Source organism: Streptomyces candidus, from assembly GCF_014207445.1.
Lineage (GTDB): Bacteria > Actinomycetota > Actinomycetes > Streptomycetales > Streptomycetaceae > Streptomyces > Streptomyces candidus.
In genome coordinates this window covers 1-16,432 of the sequence record NZ_JACHEM010000032.1, presented here as the reverse complement: position 1 = coordinate 16,432, position 16,432 = coordinate 1, and the positions used below count along the sequence as shown (strand labels likewise).

Below are 16,432 nucleotides of genomic sequence, written 5' to 3'. Positions count from 1 at the left end.
TATGCCGGTCTCGTAGTGGCGCAGACACGGCATGTAACCAGCGGTTAAGCCACGGTGAGGACGCTCTGAGAGCCGCCGATTATGGCGGCGCGGCGAATGTGGGGGAGCTGTTCCACGGCGTGGGTCGGGCCGCAGAGGAGATCTGGGACCGAAACGCCGTAGTGCGCCGAGAGGCGGTCAATGTCGCCGAGCGACCACGACGCCTTGCCGACCTGCTTCCGCGAGACCGCACCCTGAGTGATTCGCAGGCCGCGCGCCAACCTGGTCTGGTTCTCACCCGTGGCGCGCATCAGTGCAGCCACGGTCACCCGTAGCGTTTCCTCGCTACTCATGCCCTTAGCCATATGACGTTTCCTCACTGTGTATGACCGGTGGTCATAGTGCCAGACAGGGAAGTGCAGCCATGTGCGCCACACCGGCAACCGATACTCTTCCATGCTTGCAGCACATCTACAAGTCTTGCTTGTAGTGGATCTGCAAACGTGTCATCCTGCCCCCATGACCACCACATCCGATCTCGAAGCACTCCGCAAGAAGGCCGACCGGTCCGCCAAGACTGCCGAGGACGACAGGGCCGCGCTCCTCGACGCTGCGGTAAAGGCTGCGATCACATCGAGCAAGTACGGCCACCTGTCCGCCGTCGCCAGGGAGGCCGGCATTACGAGTCAGTACCTCCGTGATCTCGTCGAGGCCGCTCATCCGGGATGGCTCGCCAAGGCGGCCGAGGAGCGCGAGGCGGCCAAGGCCGAGCACAAGCCCAAGAGTCGGGTGGCGAAGGAAGGTCGGGCGGCGAAGGAAGGAGGAGGCAGGGCCGCGCGACCGGGTAAGAGTGCCGCTGCGTGATGATCGAGTGGGTTGGTCGACGAGGCCGCCGCCCTGTTCACCCCCGGAGGCCCGCCGCCTCGCCGAGGAGATCATCGCCGCGGGCCGCGTAGGTCGGTTCTCGCTCGACACGCAACGCGCCCTGTTCGTCGGTCAGATGAGATCGGGCAAGACGAGGGCCCTCGCCGTCACCCGGGCCCAGCTCGACGCCGCCGGCATCCCGTACGAAAAGACCGACGAGGGACACGGCCGCGTCGGTCTCCGCTTCCGCAAGGCAGGTCCCGAGTCCAAGGAGATCACCCCGTGAGCGCCCTCCCCGTTGAGGAACCGACCAACCCGTATCGCACGCAACCCGGCGGCGGCCCGCGCACCGTCACGCAACTGCGGGCCGCCCTCACCGCGGCCTCGGCGGCGGACCGCGAGGAGTTCGAGGCGCAGCTCGGCGAGCTCGACCTCGACGACCCCGACAAGTACGCCGCCCTCGTCCGCGCGTGGCGGCACCGCCTCGTCATGCGGACCCGGCCCGAGATCCTCGCCGCCGTCGCGGCCTCGACCGACCCGGCCGCGCCCCGCTTCACCTCCGAGGAGATCCTCGGCGCCGACGGCCACCAGGAGGCGAGCCGGTGACCGCGGGCACCCCGTGGGCCGTCGTCTACAGCGAGACCGGCCGTGCCGGACTGGCCACGGCCACGGCCGAGGAGCGGGTCGCCGTCCTCGGCTTCGAGAAGGAAGTCGCAGCCTCGCCGTACACCTGCGGCGAGCTGTATCCGGACCGGGTCGGCGGCCTCTACACCGCACTACTCACCGTCGGCGGCCGGACGGCGTGGACCAGCGTCCTGTACCGGGTCGACGAGGCCCGGCGCGAGGTTCTGATCGTCGCTATCGTCTCCGGACCGTGAGGGCGGCATGACCAGAAGGCCACCCCAACGTCCTTACCCACCGGATGCCGATGCTCGAATCGGTGGCGAAAGAGATCGACGTCGTGGTGACGTACGAGGAGCTCCTCGCCGAGGAGCAGCGCACCGGCTAGCCCTGACCTTGGCCGGTGATGACGGCGCGTGGCTCGATCTTGATCCGCAACGGATCAGTCTCCGTGAGATTTTCGAGCAAGCCCTCGCCGAGGCGGCCGACGCTTCCCGGGAGCCCTTCGGCCCCGGGGCGCGCTTCCGGGTGGTGGTCGAAATCCTCGCGGGGCGTGCCGATGGTGACCCTTTCGTTCGCCATGCGGCGCGCACCGAGATCATCCTCGACGCCACCCGCTGACCCGGCCCCGCTCGCTGGGCCGGTACACCGCGGACGAAGGCCCCACGCGCCCGAGCGTGGGGCCTTCGCCCATGTCTGCGGCCCGGGAACGTCAGAGCGCCCGACCCCGGAAGGGGTCGGGCGCTCGTCCTGCGGATGGGAGTGATCAGTCGAGCGGTGCCGCGTAGCGCAGAGTCCATCCGCGGCCGAGGGTGTGTCGGGTGACCTCGACGACCCGGCCCTCGGCGGTCCGGCCGACGTGGGTCACGGTGAGGAGGAGTTCGCCCTCCTCGACGCCGAGGGCCTCGGCCTGGTCCGCCGTGGCGGGCCGCTGGTCGACGTCCTCGACGGCCTCGGCGCCCTGGTCGAAACCGGCCTCGCGCATCCGGGAGATGATCCCGCCCGCCCCGGTGTCGACCTGTTCGATGCCGGCGGTCTCGGCGACGTCCGCCGGAATCCATGTGTCGGCGAGCTGGACCAGGCGCTCACCGTCGAACATCCGCCGGGCGCGGACGACGACCGGTCCCTCGGCGCCGAGCAGCTCGGCGACGTCGGCCGGGGCCGACGCGCGGCTCACCGTCACTTCGGCCCGGGGCGTCCCGCCGCCGCGGCGCGTCTCGCTCTCGTATGCGCCGTGCGCGCCGTTCGCTTCGCGGTTCTCGGTGCGGTACCGGCTGCGGGCGTCCCGAACGATGCCGCCGTTTGCGCCGATGGTGTTCTGTGCCATGTGCGTGATCCTTTCCGGTGGGGTGGTCAGTGGGTGGGGCCGAGTGGCCACGAGTAGGACAGGCGCCACAGGTGAGTGGGCATTACGTGAACGGTGACCTCGACCGTGCGGCCGTCCTCGGTGCGCCCGATATGGGCGATCTCGTAAACGCGCTGGTCCTCCCGCATGTCGAGGGCTCCGACCTCCTCGGCGGTAGGAGGCCGGACGTCGATCTCCTCCGTGATGGTGGCCTGTGCGTGACCGAGCTCGGCGAGGCGTGATTTCGACCCGCCCGGCCCCGTGTCGATCTCTTCGAGCCTGGTTCCCTCGGCGATCGCCAGGGGGAGATACGACGTTGCGAGCTGCACGGGGACGTCATCGGCGAGCATCCGCCGGATGCGGGCGAGGGTCGACACATTGGCTGCGTCTACCCCGAGGAGGTCCGCCACCCATGCCGGCGGCTGTACGTGTTTGGTGGTCGTGACGCTCGACGGGGTCATGCCGAGGCCGCGGATCTCGGCCTCGAACGCCCCCCGGGCCTGCCCCTCCTCGCGGCGGGCCCGGACGTAGCGGGAGGTCGAGTTCCGAACGATCTTCTTGACGATCCGGTGCACGTACATGCCCCGGCGGCTCTTGTTGATCAGTCCCTCGGAGGCGAGCAGGCGCAACGCCTGCGCGGAAGTCCCCCGATTCGTGCCGATCTCGTCGGCGAGCTCCCCCTCAGTGGGGAGCTTGGCACCCGGGGTGTAGGTGCCCCGTTGGATGCGCGTGCGCACCTCGTCGGCGACTGCGCGAAACGTCGCTCGGCGCGGTTCGTCCTCTGTCATGCGGTCACCTTATCTGGACGCCATTCCGTGGCGCTTGCCACCGACACAAGCATGAATGGAATCCAAGAGTATTGCAATGGATTCCATTCAGTGCTTCACTCATGTCGTGCCGATCGAACGGCACCGACGAGGGCCTAGGGCCTGAGTTGCTGTGGTCCGCCACGCCTGAAAGGGCGCGGCCCCGGGGCGTCTAGTCCACGCACACCGGGGCCGCTTGGCGGACTCCCCTGCCAGACAGAGGAGTGATTCCGCGTGCGCACCACCATGCCCGAAACCGTGCTTAACCTGCGAATCGGCACGGCCGATTCCGCCGCCGGAACCGTCCCGACCCGCCTCGACCTCTCCGCCGAACTGGGCCTCGACGTCGACCTCGTCCTCGGCCCCATCGGCGGCGAGAACGAGCTCGACGAGCTCACCCGCCTGTACGCGCTGGTCGACATGGCCGACTCGGGTCTCGTCCCCCGCGACGTGACCCTCGACCTGATCGCCGGAATCGCCGAGGAGATCGAGCGCGAGGACGACCTCGACGGCTACGAGGCCGACGGCTTCGCCGGGGGGTGGGCCGCGTGATCACCCGCCACTCCGCCGCCCGCGCCGCCCGCGCCCTCCTCGGCTCCGCCGACCAGCTGCACCCCGCCGCCCTCCTGGCCCTGGTCCTCGCCTTCGCAGGACTCGCCCAGCTCGCCGCGCCGCTCGTCGTAACCCTCCTCACCGCCCTGGTGACCGGGGCCAAGGCCGCCGCATTCCTCGCCGGGGCCGCCGTCCTCGCCCGCCTCGCCGTCCGCGTGGCCGCGACGTTTCCCCGCCCCCGCACCGCCCCGCCGGCACCCCCGGCCGCGCCGGTCCCGCCCGCGGTCCCGTCGGTCCCGACCCCCCGCACGGCCCGATGACCGCCGCCGCGTGCGCCCTGGTCGGCGCCGTCTCCGACGAGACCCTCACCGCCCACGGCTTCACCCGCCGGACCGACGCCCACCAGGCCGCCCGGTGCGCCGAGCTGTGGGCCGCCGAGCACCGGCGCCGCCGTGACCGCGACGCCCTCGACCGCCACCAGGACCAGGAGGCTTCCCGATGACCGACACCACTACCCCCGCCGAGACCGAAACGCCCCGCCGCGCCTGGTTCCCCGTCCGACTGGTCCGTACGTCCGTCCTCGACGCGCTGCGCGCCGACCTCGCGCAGGCCGACACCGACGTCACGACGTACGAGGCCGAGGCGGAGAACTGGCACGCCGCGTACTGCACCGAGGTGAAGGTCGCAAACGATGCCGAGGAGCGCCTCGACAAGGCCGGGGACCGTCTCGCCGCCCTTGAACAGCAGGTCGAGGAACTCAGCTCCCGTCTTGCCGAGTCCGGCCGCGAGGTTGAGCACCTGACCCGCAGTCTCCGCGAGGTGGCCGACGAGCGCACCGAGGCCCGGCAGCTCGCCGCGCACTTGCAGCAGGCCGAGCCCCCCAGCACCGCCGGTGAGGAGCTTGACCAGTGACCACCGTCACCGTGCGGCGCGTCCTCGCCGTCTCGACGCGCGGAGCCCTCGCGGCCGTCCACCACATCGCCACCTCGGCCGCGGCCCTCTTCGTCCTCGCCGCCTGGTTCGTCGTCTCGCTGATCGCTGGACACGCCGGACAGGCCATCACCGCCGCCGCCGTCGGAACGCTCCTCGCCGCCGAGAGCATCCGCGCCGACCGGGTCGGCCGCCCCTTCCCCCACTGCCCCATGTGCACCTTCGCCCGACGAGGCGCCCGTAAGGAGATCGACCAGTGACCACCTTTTACGAGGAGCGCCGCCTCGACCGGAAGAACGAGCGCGAGGAGGACCGCCGCGACCGCCTCGCCGAGGCCGAGGCCGCCCGAATCCGGGACGAGGCCCGCGCCGAGCAGCGCCGCAAGGACGAGGAGGCCCGGCAAGAGGAGGAGCGCCGTCTCCGCGCCGAGCGCAAGCGCGAGAAGGCCCGCCGCAAGGCCGAGCGTAAGAAGACCCGTGCTGAGTTGCTCGCCAAACTCGGCACGGAGGGGGACACCATCGGCGCCCTGGTCGTCATGGCGTGCGGCATCGCTCCGGCCATGTTTTTCCAGCTCCGCGCCCTCAACGGGGAGAACCTCCCTGGCGTGATCTCTCTGTGCCTCGCCGTGATGCTGGAGGCCGGGGCGTGGGTGGCCACCGTGTCCGGCGAGCGGGCCAAGAAGGAGGGCCGCCCGGTCGGCCGCTTCCGGGTGGTCATGTGGGCCTGCGCGAGCTTCGCCGCCGTCGTCAACTACAGTCACGCCCCCGAGTCGTCCGGCGGGTGGCTCGCATGGGTCCTGGCCGCCGCGAGCTATGCCGGCGTCTTCTTCTGGGAGGTCCGCGGTTGGGGCCGTGGCCGTCACGGAACCAAGTCGACCCGCACCAAGGCGCAGCGCCGGGAGGACCGCCGCCGCCGTCGCCACGACCGCACGCGCCGCCGTCGGTTTCCCACGGTCTACAGCCGGTACACCGACATTCTGACCGCGCACCCCTTCGGCACGATCGACACCGAGGAAGCGTGGCGGGCCGCGTGGCGCGACGAGCACGGCGCCGAGATCGCCACCACGGCCCGCGTCGTCGCCCGCAGGGGCCACGCCGACCGGGCACTCGCCGCAGCCCACGGCGTGGGGGTCGAAACCCTCGCCGTCGAGCAGCTCCTCACCGACCTCTTCCCGCCGGATGGGGGCGACGACGGACCGGGCGCGCGCCGCTCCTCGGGCGGCCCGAACGGCGGACCGGGCAGAGGTGGTCGAACCGCGAAAACCCTTGGGCGCAAAGGGAAGCAAGCGATCGGCCGAGTCACCGGCCGGACCGCTCCGAAGGTCCCCGACAAGCCCCTCGACGCTGCCCACATCGCGCAGGTTGAAGCCCTTGCGGACATCCTCGGCGGCGCCGCGTACCTGTCCGTGAAGAACGTCCGGCAGGCCATCGGCGGCGGTAACTACCGCTACGCGATGCGACTGCGGGACCACGTCAAGGCCGAGAGGAAGAACGCCCGATGAGCGCCGCCTCCCACACCCCGCCCCGCGCCCTGATCCTCGCGGCGCCCGCCGGTACGTACGTGATGATCCGCCTCGCCCCTGAGAACGGATGGGGCCCCGCCGCCCTCGTTGGCGCTCTCCTCCTGGCCCTCATCCTCTGGGGCCCCGCCGTCCTCCGGGCCGCTGCAAAGTCTTTCGCCGTCCGCAACGCCGCCAAGAAGGCGACCAAGACCACCACGAAGGAGGGCGAGAAGTGATCACCACCGACCGCAACGTGTACCGCCAGATCGCCGCCGAGCTCGCCGACCAGGCCGACGCCGAGGCCGCCGCGCATCACCCGCAGCTCGGCCGCGCCTGCGCCGAACTCGGCCTCGTCTACCTCGCGTTCCAGACGGCCCCCATGACGAGCGCCCACGTGGCCAAGGCGTGGCAGGCCGCCGAGGACGCCCGGCAGTCCCTCGCCTACGGAACGGCCGTCGGCTGCGGATCGGACACCGCCCGCGCCCGGCTTCACCTCGCGCTCGCCGAGCTCGACGAGACCAACCTCGGCCCCACCACCTGACACCGCACTCCGCCCGGCACCATGCCCGGCCGCCCGCCCCCGGCGGCCGGGCCCCGAGAAAGGAACACTCAGCATGTCCACCACCGACACCGAGCCCCGTATCGAGACTGAGGCGCAGCTCGTCGACCTCGCCGCCTACCGCGACGCCGAGACCCTGACCCGCATCGAGGAGGCCGCCCGCGACGCGGTCCGCACCACCCCGGCCGGACTCCCCGACCTGACCACCGGAACCGTGCGCCTCGACAAGGTCGACGCCCCCGTCGGCACCCCGGCCGAGGACGAGGCCGGGGTCCTCGAAATCCTCGACGAGCGCGACGGCTGGAACTTGCGGACCCTCGTCCCTGAGTCCCTCACCAACCCGGGCGTATGGCGCCAGCGCCGCGCCGAGTGGACCAACGCCGCGCAGTTCCACGCCCTGCGCTCCCCGGTCTACCTGTGGCGCGTAGCCAACGTGAGCGCCCTCGGTGCCCGTGTCGGTATCCGGGACGCCTGGTCCTTCCTGTTTGCCACCGAGTACGGCGAGATCACGGATAAGGTCCGGCGCACCAAAGCGGGTCCGGAGCACATCGCCGACCTGCGCGCCGACCGCCGCAAGGAGGCCCGCGCCCGCCGCCGTGAACCGCTCACCGTCTACGGCCTGACCGGCTGCACCACCTACACCGCCGCCCTCCTGGCCCTCGGTGAGACCTGGGGGTGGGTTATGGCCGCGCCGGTCCTCCTGCCGGTGTTCGGTGTCCTGTACGCCCTCGGCCGCCGCGAGCTGATCCGCCGCCAGCCCGACGGGACGTTCGCCCTGATGGACGCCCCCGACTTCACCGGGGCCGGGGTCCTCACTGACGAGGGCCTGAACGCTGCACTGCGCGCCCGGAACGTCGGCATCCTCAAGGACGGCGAGGAGGTCACCATTCGCGGGTTCATCGCCCGCGAGCCCGGCGATAAGGCAAGCGTCGTCCGGTTCGACCTCCCCCGGTCCGCAGGCAAGACCGCCAAGGAAGTTGCAGCCAAGCGCGAATCCCTCGCCGCGGCCCTGGCCGTGGACGCGATTCAGCTTTCGATCCGCCAGGACGGGCACGAGGGCGGCGTCTACATGCGCGTCGCTGACTCCCACCCCTTCGGCGGCGACCCGGTCCCCTCCCCGCTGGAGACCGCCGAGCGCTGGAACATCTGGGACGGCGCCCCGACGTTCGTGGACGAGACCGGCGCCATTACCGCGATCGAGCTCCTGTTTTTCGGCCTCCTGGTCGGCGCCATGCCCCGCCAAGGCAAGACCTTCACGGCCCGTGCGGCTGCGGCGGCGGCCGTCCTCGACCCGCTGTGCCGGATGATCGTCGCCGACGGCAAGGGCGGTAAGGACTGGTCCGCCACGGCCCTCCTCGCCGAGGCGTACATCAGGGGCGTCACCGAGCCCGCCGTCCGCCGCCTGACGCACGTCCTCGAAGACCTCGTAGGCGAAATGGAGGAGGGATACGACGCGCTGTTCGAGCTCCCCGACGAGGTGTGCCCCGAGGGGAAGCTCACGCCCGAGATCACCCGCGACCACAAGATTTACCCGGTTGTCCTGATCATCGACGAATTGCAGCGGTACTTGGAGGACGAGGGCAAGGAAGAGGAAGACGACAAGCTCACGTACGGAAAGCGCATTGAAAAGGCGCTCATCACCCTTGCCAAGGTCGGCCCGGCCGTCGGCCTGATTCCGATCCTCGCCTCGCAGAAGCCGACCGGCGACGCCGTCCCCTCGGCACTGCGCGACGCCATCCCGCAGCGCATTGCCCACCTGTGCGCCACGTACCAGATGAGCGACTCCGTTCTCGGCACCGGTTCGAGCGCGTCCGGTTGGAACGCAAAGGACTTGGCTCCGGCGTTCAAGGGCATGGGCATTCACGCCGACGAGACCGGCCTCCGCTTCATGCGCTCCCTACTCATCAACCTCCCCAAATTTCGGGCGATCTGCGAGCGCGGCCGGGCCCTCCGCATCGAGGCCGGCACTCTGGCCGGGGAAGCGGCAGGGCAGGCCGGACGCGCGGCCCGCGTCGGCGGCATCCTCGCCGACCTGATTGCTGTGTTCGAGGACCGGAAGAACCCTGAGCGGCTCGCCACGGCCGAGATCCTCGACGGCCTGGCCGACCTCGACCCGGCGACTTGGGCACCCGCCGCCCTCGGCGTCGGCGAGGAGGACCAGGCCACCTACGCCCGGACCGGCGGAACGGCCCTGCGAAAGAGGCTCGACGAGGCCCTCGACAACACCGACCGGACCCTCGCCGTCCGGAGCTGGACGAGCGGCGGACGGGCGAACGGCTACTACCTGGCCGACCTTCGCAAGGCCGCCGGTATGGGCTGATATGCCCTCGGGACGGGGTCCGTACGGATCGGAACGCCGCAGGTCAGCGCCCGGTACGCCGTACGTACGGACCCCACCCGGGCCGGTACGCCGAACCGTCCCCCCGGCCCGCGTACCGGCCCCGTACGGACCTCTGACCTGCGATAACCCGATCCGATCCGGCCCGTACTGACTTCACAAACCCACGCAAAGCGATCATGCCGAGGAGCGCAGCCGATCATGGAAAACACCGCCCGCGACTACGCCGAGGCCACTCACACGCGCGCCGAGGCCGTCACCCTCTACCGCCCCGAGCCAATCCAGGGTCACCCCGCCGAAATCCGCCGGACCGTCGCTCCCGAGGCCATCCCGACCGTGGTTGAGGTCCGCACCCTCGACGGCCGCACGATCTACCAGTACGCCGACCTTTCCGCGCCCGCCGGCACCGCGCCCGCGCCCCCCGTCCCGACCGCCGTCCCCGCGTGGGCCAAGACGACGGCGCTCCTCCTCGTCTCGGCGTCCGCCTCGTTCGCCCTGGCCGCCTACGCCCTCAAGTTCTTCGCCGAGGCCGCCGCCACCCTCGCCGCCGCCCTGGTCCTCCTCGCCAAAATCGCCGTCGTCCTCGCGTGCGTCGTCGCCCTGGTGGCCGCCGTCGCCAAGCGTGGACAGAGCGGGAGGAAGCAGACCGCTACCGCCACGGCTACCGCCACGGCCGGACTGTTCGGCCGCGCCAAGGCCACCGCAACCGCCACGATCACCAACCGATAGGAGCCCTGCACATGACCGCGCTCAAGATCCGAAAACTCACCGTCGGGGGCGCCCTCGTCCGGTGCCCGAGCCGGGGAGCGGGCAACGTCCCGCGCGAGCTGACGCTCATCCCCTCGGGCGGCGTCATCAACGCGACGTGCGGCGAGATGCACGCCGACGCCTCGGGCAAGCGCCGCAGCCGGGCGCAGTGCTTCTTTCAGGTCGAGAACCTGACCACCGCACAGCTCCACACGCTCTCGCAGGCCGAGGAGGGCAAGCCGTTTCGCCTAGTCCTCAAGGCCGGAACCATCGAGGGCGTCCTCGTCGCCAAGGGTCAGGGCGCCGCACAGTCCAAGGCCGCCCGCGCCGCCGCAGCTGCCGCCGCGAAATCCGGCAAGACCGCCCCGGCCGGGCCCGCCAAACCGGCCGGACGGGCGACCGGCGGGGCCATGGCAGCGGCGTTCGGCGCCGTCGCCGCCGTGGCGGGCGCCGTCGGTCAGACGGCCGCTGCCGCCGGACAGGTGGCCACCGCCGGGGCCTCGGCCGTCGAGTCCGCGGCGAGTGTCGGCCGCGAGGGCATCGGCGCCACCCGCGACGGCATCCGCGAGGCCGGGGCCTACAGCGAGCGCCGGCACCAACGCAAGATGCGCGACGGCGACGAGGACTGACGCAGGAATCGCGAGCCCCGGGGGGCCGGGTGAACCCCCGGGGGGCGCCGTCATATCGGGGTGTGCGTTGGGCCGAGGCCGGGATCGAAGAAGGCGACAGTTTCAAGCCAACTCACAGTTGTACTTGTAGTTATGCTGCAAGTTGTGTCATGGTTGAGCCTCCACCACACCGAAGGAGACAAACCCTTGAAGCTCACCGACGCCCAGACCAAGGCCCTCCGCCTGATCCTCGACAACCCCCGCGGGGTCGTAGCGTGGCTGCGCGGCGAGACCGGTTTCCTCAAGATCCACGGCAACACTGAGAACCGGCTGCACTCGCTCGGCCTGGTCGAGGCCGTCAAGATCGGCACGAACACCCGCGCCGTAGGCACCGAGCGCGTCGAGTACGACATCACCGTCTGGACCCTCACCCCGGCCGGGTACGAGGCCCTCGGCGTCGAAGCCCCGGCCGCCCAGAAGGCCCCGGCCGCCGCCGAGGACGAGGTCCTCCTCCCTCTCCCCAGGCGCTTCCGTGCGGCGTACGAGGCCGAACTCGCCGAGACTCACGCCGACGCCGACAGCGCCCCGTACCGGCAGGTGTGGCAGCACGTCACCAGCGGACGGCCCACCGCCCCGCGTTGGCTCCTCGGCCACCTCGCCGACGTCGCCGCACTCGTGGCGTTCCTCGCCGAGCAGTCCGAGGCGCACCCCAACACCCGCACCGCCCGCAGCCGCGGCGCCGCCGAGCTCCTCGACCTCCTTGCCCGCCACGGCGTCCGCCCCTGGCCCGCCACCGGTCACGGCCTTCGCCCCTGGGGCGCCGAGGCCCCGCACTGCGAGGACTGCGCCGAACCGGCCGAACACTGCGTCCCGGCCGCCGTCGTCGCCGCCGAGGCCGCCGTCGACCAGGAGTGCGCCGACCAACAGGCCGCCTACGAGGCCCGCCTCGCCGCCGCGCTGCGCATGGCCGAGGACGAGATCGCCGCCGAGTACGGCGAGCACATGCGGCCCGGACAGTGCGTCGTCTGGACCCACCCCACCACCGGGACGACCGCCGTCGGCATCGTGCGGTCGGTCTACAGGCGCGGACCCCGCAAGCCCGCGGCCGACGTCGATCTCGTCGGCGGCCCGTCCGGCTCCATCCCCGCCGCCGAGCTCGGCCCGCTCCCCGAACTCCCCGACATGGGCGAGCTGATCGAAGACCAGTGGCTCATCACCGACAAGGCGGGGGAGACCCTCGCCCACGTCCCCGGCCGCACCCGCGAGGAAGCCCTCGCCGAGGCCCGCAAGATCCCGGCCGTCCACGCCGCCGCCCGCCGTGACGGTGGCCTCGCCTCCCGCCCGCTGTGGACCTCGGACCTCGCCGAGTCCTCCTGACCGCACCACAGCCGGGGCCCCGCTCGGGGCCCCGGCCCGGACCACCGGCGCCGACTACAGCGGCGCACCGCCCGATCCCATACGCACCCCTCGCCGAACAGGAGTGACCCAGTGGCAAGTCACCAAGCCCTGAACCCGCCGACGAACGTGGATCACATGCTCAACGGCCACGGCAACATGATCGTGGGGGACGCCCGATGAAGCTCCCTTGGATGAGTCGCGCGGACCGGGCGCGTTGGCGTTCGGCCGAGACCCTGCACGACCTCGGAGCTCTGGTGGCGTCCTGGCTGGTCGGCGACATCGCCAGTCAGCCCGGCTACCAGCCTCGCTACGGCCCCGACGAGGAGACCCGGCACCTCCTGCCGGTGCTGACCGCCGTAAACCGCCTCGGCTACGTCACCGACTGTTCCCAGCCCGGCGAGAGCCGCGTCGGCGTGGATGGCCAGTGGTGGGAACAGCGCGCCGCCGTCTCCGGTTTGGTCGGCGACCGGCAACTACGTGACCGCCTGGTGGCCGCTGCCGAGTCGGCCGGACTCCTCGTCGTCCAGCACGACACGACGCCCCGCGAGCACGCGGAGGGCATTCCCGTCACCTTCAGCCGCGGGCGCTCCTACACCTTCTTCGGCCGCTTCATGGCGGCCCGCGACCTACTCACCCTCTGGCCGGCAGACCTCATCAGCGCCCCCGCCCTCGGCACGGTCCTCTCAGCCTGGCAGTTCACGATCATCGACCCCGTCTGGGGCCGTGACGACGTCCTGTGGGAGGCCCTGACGGGCGTTGTGCGCCTGTATCGCCTCGACGCCGTTGAGCTGACCAAGAAGGAGCCGAAATGAACACGTCCACCCGAAACAACGTCGTCCACACCATTACGGCCAACTCGGCCCGGCTGCGCCTCGTCGGCCTTGGCGCCGTGCAGGTGCTCGTTCCGTCCGCCGCCGCTCTCGCCGCCGCATGGTTCATCGAGCAGCAACTCGCCCATGACGTCCGCGGATTCACCCGCGTCGCGTACATCGTCCTCGCCGGAATCGCCGCCCTGTCCGCCGCCGACGGCACGGTGACCGATCTCACCGAACGCGCGCAACGCCTCGCGTACGGACGGCTGAACGGCCCGCGCTCCTGGTCCTGCGAGGACTGCGGCCGGGCGATTTACGCCCGCCGGTGGACCCCCTACGAAGCCGCCGCGTTCGAGGCCCACCTCGCGGACCCGAAGGCCCACGACTGCGACCGCGACCGCCGGAAGTAGCACCGACACTCGCCACCCGGCCCGCCGCCCAGGCCCCGGACTCACCGGAAGGAACCCCACATGTCCGTGAACCGCCCCACCGCCTACCCCGCCGCATACGCCCTCCTCCGCATCGCCGCCGACGTCGCCGACCACTGGGTACAGAGCGACCACCAGGCGCAGCACAAGGCCAAGCCCGGAGCCGAGGGACACAAGGCCCTCGCGGGACACGTCGCCTCGTACACCGCAACGCAGGCCGCCGCGCTCCTCCTCGGGAACCGTGTCCTCGGCCTCGGCCTGCGTCCCCGCAGCATGGCCGCCGCCCTCGCCCTGTCCGGCGTGACGCATTACCTGATTGATCGCCGTTGGCCGGTCCGCAAGACGGCCGAGGCCACCGGTAAGGGCGCGTTCTACGAGCTCGGCGGCCCGCTCGGCGGCGCCTACCTGCTTGACCAGGCGACACACCACCTCGCCGAGGGATTCGCCGCGTACCTCGCCGTCCGCGACTGACTCGGCCCGCTCGCCCGCCGGGCGGCGACGCAGCCGCCCGGCCCCCCCGAACACCGAATCGCACTTTCAAGTCAACTCACAGTTGGACTTGTACTTGAGCTACAAGTCATGCCATGGTTGACCCACCGCACCACACCGAGGGAAGGAACCCCATGAACGAGATCGCCGCCCGCGACATGGCCCCTGAGCAGACGTTCACCGCCGCGGCCACCGGCCCCGTCCTCGCCGACGTCACCTGCCCCGACGGCACGGTTACCGTCACCGTCGACCCCGCCGCGACCGTCGCCACCGTCCGCGTCTTCACCCAGGACGGCCCGGACTCCCCGGCCGCCGACGCTGCCCGGGGCGCCCGCATCCAGCAGAACGCCGAACGCCTGGTCGTCGTCGTCCCCAAGGTCAAGCAGAACGGCGCGAACTTCGGGGGCGTCACCTTCCAGTCGTTCGGCGGCGGCGGTGTGACCTACGTCAACGGCGTGCAGTACAGCGGCAACGTGACCATGGTCAACGGACAGGGCGGCGCGCAGGGCTTCACGCGCGGTGTCGAGGTACATGTCACCCTGCCCGCCGGTTCCGGTGTCCAGTACAGCGGCGAGAACGGCAGCCTTCACACGTACGGCACCGTCGCCGCCATCCGGGCCGGGTCCAGCAACGGCAGCATCAAGGCCGAGACCGTCGGCCGCATCGAGGCCGAGGCGGGCAACGGGTCGATCAAGGTCGGCACCGTCACCGAGTGGATCGACGCGGACGCGAGCAACGGCTCGGTCAAGGTCGACAACCACATCGGCAACGTCGCCCGCGTCCGCGCCGGGAACGGCTCGGTCAACTTCACCGTCGGCGCCAGGGCCACCGGCCGCATCGACATCAAGGCGGGCAACGGCACGGTCAGGCTCTACGGCGTCCGTGGCCGTGACGACCTCGACGTTCGAGCCACGGCCGGTAACGGCAGCGTCAAGAAGTTCTGACCGCACGACACCCCGGCCGGGGCGGGACTCCTGCCCCGGCCGTTCGTATCCCAGGGAGGAACGTCCACCATGACCACCACCGCCGAGGCCCAGCACGCTGAACCGGCCGAGATCGAGCTCGTCAGCTTCGGCTACCTGCACGGCGACGCCCCCGAGGCTGACCTCGTCATCGACATGCGGCGCCACTTCCGTGACCCCCACGTCAGCCCCGAGCTGCGCGAGCTCACCGCCGAGCACGAGCTCGTCACGCGCGCCGTGTTCGGCACCGCGGGTGTCCCCGAGCTCGCCCTCGCCGTCCTCGCCGCCGTCGCCGCCTTCCGCTCCGGACCCTCGGCCGGAACGGTCCGCGTCGCCGTCGGGTGCGCGGGCGGCCGGCACCGCTCGGCCGCCATGGTCAACCACCTGGCCGTGCGGTACGGCAACGAGCTACGCGTCCACGTCGAGCACCGGGACATTCACCGGCCGGTCGTCGCCCGATAGACCAGCCACCCTCACCCGCCAACCCGCCTCACCCAAGGAGTGCCCCGCATGTACCAGGCCCGTGACGAGGTACAGATCGTGTCGTGTGCAGACGACGGCCGCGCGGCCGGGAAGACCGGCGTAATCCTCGACGAGGTCCCGCCCGGCCCGCTCACGGAAGGCCGGTGGACCGTGAAGGTTGACGCCTTCTGGATCGCCGACGTCCTGTGCGAGTCGGGCGAGCTCATGAAGACCGGCAAGCGCAGGTAGCGCCACCCGCACCACCAGGAGCGCCCGGCCCTGTCGAGGGTCGGGCGCTCCGTCGTACCCGCATGACACCCTTACCGGCGACACCCAAGGGAGAACACCGCGTGACACGAGACCTCACCCAGGACCGCAGGACCGCGGGCGGCCTCCTCGGCGGCGCCGCGGCGTGCGCAGTGCTCGCCGCCGGCACCGGCAGCACCGCGCCCGTGTGGCTTGCGGCCGGGATGCTCGGCGGGGCTCTCATGGTCTACCGCCGCACCGTCCCGCCCCGGCCGTACGCGTATTGGCCCGCCTGGGCAACCGGCGCCGTGATCGCCCTCCTCCTCGCCTGGGCCCAACCCGGAGCGCCGCCTGGTCCTGTTGCCCCTCGCCGGGGTTGAGGCCGTCGTCGCCCTGGTCCTCGCGCTCCTCTGGTATCGGCGCCGGAATGGGCGTGGTGACTGGATCGTGTGGCTACCCGAGGAGGGGCACCTCCTCCGCCGGGAGTGGGCGCGCCGGGACGCGATCCGGTGGGCCCAGGACGACTACCGCCGCCCCTGCGCCATCAGTCTCCTTGACGAATTCCCGTACATGGCGAACAAGACGCCCCTCTACCCCAACCGTGAGCGCCCCATGGCTCAACGGGCGCCGCGCCTCGGCGAACAGGGATAGACGCACATACGGAAGCGGGCCCCCCCCCCCCCGGGGGGGGGGGGGGCGGGGGGGGGGGGGGGGGCCCCCCCCGGGGCCCCCCGCCCCCCCCCCCCCCGGGGGCGGCCCCCCCCCCCCCCCCCCCCCCCCCCCCC

General features: G+C 71.5%; 28 protein-coding genes. 25 read left to right on the top strand and 3 right to left on the bottom strand.

The window, feature by feature from the left end; all coding sequences use genetic code 11:
- Positions 1-44: 44 nt before the first annotated feature.
- A complete protein-coding gene (locus HNQ79_RS31715) occupies positions 45-344 on the bottom strand; it encodes a helix-turn-helix domain-containing protein (protein ID WP_229923760.1) in 300 nt (99 codons plus the stop codon).
- Between the two features lie 154 nt (positions 345-498).
- On the opposite strand from HNQ79_RS31715, the gene HNQ79_RS31710 reads away from it, so the two are divergent.
- The 5 genes from HNQ79_RS31710 to HNQ79_RS31690 all read left to right on the top strand — a co-directional run bounded on the left by HNQ79_RS31710 (position 499) and on the right by HNQ79_RS31690 (position 2,085).
- Positions 499-843 (top strand): hypothetical protein, encoded by a 345-nt coding sequence (locus tag HNQ79_RS31710; RefSeq protein ID WP_185036445.1) that lies wholly within the window; start codon positions 499-501, stop codon positions 841-843.
- Between the two features lie 7 nt (positions 844-850).
- On the top strand, positions 851-1,129 hold the full coding sequence (locus HNQ79_RS31705) for a hypothetical protein (protein ID WP_185036444.1): 279 nt from the start codon (positions 851-853) through the stop codon (positions 1,127-1,129).
- Entirely contained in the window at positions 1,126-1,449 is a 324-nt protein-coding gene (locus tag HNQ79_RS31700; RefSeq protein ID WP_185036443.1) for a hypothetical protein, read from the top strand. Before HNQ79_RS31705 ends, HNQ79_RS31700 begins: the two co-directional genes overlap by 4 nt.
- Positions 1,446-1,721: a hypothetical protein gene (locus tag HNQ79_RS31695; protein ID WP_185036442.1), complete on the top strand. Its 276-nt coding sequence runs from the start codon at positions 1,446-1,448 to the stop codon at positions 1,719-1,721. Before HNQ79_RS31700 ends, HNQ79_RS31695 begins: the two co-directional genes overlap by 4 nt.
- A gap of 139 nt (positions 1,722-1,860) precedes the next feature.
- Positions 1,861-2,085 (top strand): hypothetical protein, encoded by a 225-nt coding sequence (locus tag HNQ79_RS31690; RefSeq protein WP_185036441.1) that lies wholly within the window; start codon positions 1,861-1,863, stop codon positions 2,083-2,085.
- A gap of 145 nt (positions 2,086-2,230) precedes the next feature.
- Here the strand turns inward: HNQ79_RS31690 and HNQ79_RS31685 are convergent, their stop codons facing one another.
- Entirely contained in the window at positions 2,231-2,791 is a 561-nt protein-coding gene (locus tag HNQ79_RS31685) for a UTRA domain-containing protein (protein WP_185036440.1), read from the bottom strand.
- Between the two features lie 26 nt (positions 2,792-2,817).
- Entirely contained in the window at positions 2,818-3,597 is a 780-nt protein-coding gene (locus tag HNQ79_RS31680) for a GntR family transcriptional regulator (RefSeq protein ID WP_185036439.1), read from the bottom strand.
- A 252-nt stretch (positions 3,598-3,849) separates the two neighbouring features.
- Between HNQ79_RS31680 and HNQ79_RS31675 the strand changes: the two genes are divergently transcribed.
- The 20 genes from HNQ79_RS31675 to HNQ79_RS31580 all read left to right on the top strand — a co-directional run bounded on the left by HNQ79_RS31675 (position 3,850) and on the right by HNQ79_RS31580 (position 16,298).
- Entirely contained in the window at positions 3,850-4,167 is a 318-nt protein-coding gene (locus tag HNQ79_RS31675; RefSeq protein WP_185036438.1) for a hypothetical protein, read from the top strand.
- The gene (locus tag HNQ79_RS31670; protein WP_185036437.1) at positions 4,164-4,487 is read left to right on the top strand and encodes a hypothetical protein; all 324 of its coding nucleotides are present in this window, start codon (positions 4,164-4,166) and stop codon (positions 4,485-4,487) included. The genes HNQ79_RS31675 and HNQ79_RS31670 overlap by 4 nt, the downstream gene beginning before the upstream one ends.
- Positions 4,484-4,669, top strand: coding sequence for a hypothetical protein (locus tag HNQ79_RS31665; RefSeq protein ID WP_185036436.1), 186 nt, complete (start codon positions 4,484-4,486; stop codon positions 4,667-4,669). The genes HNQ79_RS31670 and HNQ79_RS31665 overlap by 4 nt, the downstream gene beginning before the upstream one ends.
- On the top strand, positions 4,666-5,079 hold the full coding sequence (locus HNQ79_RS31660; RefSeq protein ID WP_185036435.1) for a hypothetical protein: 414 nt from the start codon (positions 4,666-4,668) through the stop codon (positions 5,077-5,079). The genes HNQ79_RS31665 and HNQ79_RS31660 overlap by 4 nt, the downstream gene beginning before the upstream one ends.
- Positions 5,076-5,357, top strand: coding sequence for a hypothetical protein (locus HNQ79_RS31655; RefSeq protein ID WP_185036434.1), 282 nt, complete (start codon positions 5,076-5,078; stop codon positions 5,355-5,357). The genes HNQ79_RS31660 and HNQ79_RS31655 overlap by 4 nt, the downstream gene beginning before the upstream one ends.
- Positions 5,354-6,598 (top strand): DUF2637 domain-containing protein, encoded by a 1,245-nt coding sequence (locus HNQ79_RS31650; protein WP_185036433.1) that lies wholly within the window; start codon positions 5,354-5,356, stop codon positions 6,596-6,598. The genes HNQ79_RS31655 and HNQ79_RS31650 overlap by 4 nt, the downstream gene beginning before the upstream one ends.
- The gene (locus HNQ79_RS31645; protein ID WP_185036432.1) at positions 6,595-6,834 is read left to right on the top strand and encodes a hypothetical protein; all 240 of its coding nucleotides are present in this window, start codon (positions 6,595-6,597) and stop codon (positions 6,832-6,834) included. Before HNQ79_RS31650 ends, HNQ79_RS31645 begins: the two co-directional genes overlap by 4 nt.
- Positions 6,831-7,139 carry a hypothetical protein gene (locus tag HNQ79_RS31640; RefSeq protein ID WP_185036431.1) on the top strand — a complete coding sequence of 103 codons (309 nt, stop codon included), beginning with the start codon at positions 6,831-6,833 and terminating at the stop codon, positions 7,137-7,139. Before HNQ79_RS31645 ends, HNQ79_RS31640 begins: the two co-directional genes overlap by 4 nt.
- 73 nt (positions 7,140-7,212) lie before the next feature.
- Positions 7,213-9,477, top strand: a complete 2,265-nt coding sequence (locus HNQ79_RS31635; protein ID WP_185036430.1) for a hypothetical protein — start codon at positions 7,213-7,215, stop codon at positions 9,475-9,477.
- Positions 9,478-9,696: 219 nt separating this feature from the next.
- The gene (locus HNQ79_RS31630; RefSeq protein ID WP_185036429.1) at positions 9,697-10,224 is read left to right on the top strand and encodes a hypothetical protein; all 528 of its coding nucleotides are present in this window, start codon (positions 9,697-9,699) and stop codon (positions 10,222-10,224) included.
- Positions 10,225-10,235: 11 nt separating this feature from the next.
- Positions 10,236-10,871 carry a hypothetical protein gene (locus tag HNQ79_RS31625; protein WP_185036428.1) on the top strand — a complete coding sequence of 212 codons (636 nt, stop codon included), beginning with the start codon at positions 10,236-10,238 and terminating at the stop codon, positions 10,869-10,871.
- 186 nt (positions 10,872-11,057) lie between these two features.
- Positions 11,058-12,227, top strand: a complete 1,170-nt coding sequence (locus tag HNQ79_RS31620) for a hypothetical protein (RefSeq protein ID WP_185036427.1) — start codon at positions 11,058-11,060, stop codon at positions 12,225-12,227.
- Positions 12,228-12,439: 212 nt separating this feature from the next.
- Complete coding sequence (locus HNQ79_RS31615; RefSeq protein ID WP_185036426.1) at positions 12,440-13,060, top strand: DUF6919 family putative SAM-binding protein; 621 nt, start codon at positions 12,440-12,442, stop codon at positions 13,058-13,060.
- Positions 13,057-13,470 carry a hypothetical protein gene (locus HNQ79_RS31610; protein ID WP_185036425.1) on the top strand — a complete coding sequence of 138 codons (414 nt, stop codon included), beginning with the start codon at positions 13,057-13,059 and terminating at the stop codon, positions 13,468-13,470. Before HNQ79_RS31615 ends, HNQ79_RS31610 begins: the two co-directional genes overlap by 4 nt.
- A 60-nt stretch (positions 13,471-13,530) precedes the next feature.
- Positions 13,531-13,959 carry a hypothetical protein gene (locus HNQ79_RS31605; RefSeq protein ID WP_185036424.1) on the top strand — a complete coding sequence of 143 codons (429 nt, stop codon included), beginning with the start codon at positions 13,531-13,533 and terminating at the stop codon, positions 13,957-13,959.
- Positions 13,960-14,111: 152 nt separating this feature from the next.
- The gene (locus HNQ79_RS31600) at positions 14,112-14,921 is read left to right on the top strand and encodes a DUF4097 family beta strand repeat-containing protein (RefSeq protein ID WP_185036423.1); all 810 of its coding nucleotides are present in this window, start codon (positions 14,112-14,114) and stop codon (positions 14,919-14,921) included.
- Positions 14,922-14,990: 69 nt separating this feature from the next.
- On the top strand, positions 14,991-15,401 hold the full coding sequence (locus tag HNQ79_RS31595; protein ID WP_185036422.1) for a RapZ C-terminal domain-containing protein: 411 nt from the start codon (positions 14,991-14,993) through the stop codon (positions 15,399-15,401).
- Positions 15,402-15,449: 48 nt separating this feature from the next.
- Positions 15,450-15,650, top strand: coding sequence for a hypothetical protein (locus HNQ79_RS31590; RefSeq protein WP_185036421.1), 201 nt, complete (start codon positions 15,450-15,452; stop codon positions 15,648-15,650).
- A 101-nt stretch (positions 15,651-15,751) separates the two neighbouring features.
- Positions 15,752-16,027: a hypothetical protein gene (locus HNQ79_RS31585; protein ID WP_185036420.1), complete on the top strand. Its 276-nt coding sequence runs from the start codon at positions 15,752-15,754 to the stop codon at positions 16,025-16,027.
- A 67-nt stretch (positions 16,028-16,094) separates the two neighbouring features.
- The gene (locus HNQ79_RS31580; protein ID WP_185036419.1) at positions 16,095-16,298 is read left to right on the top strand and encodes a hypothetical protein; all 204 of its coding nucleotides are present in this window, start codon (positions 16,095-16,097) and stop codon (positions 16,296-16,298) included.
- Positions 16,299-16,432 lie beyond the last annotated feature (134 nt).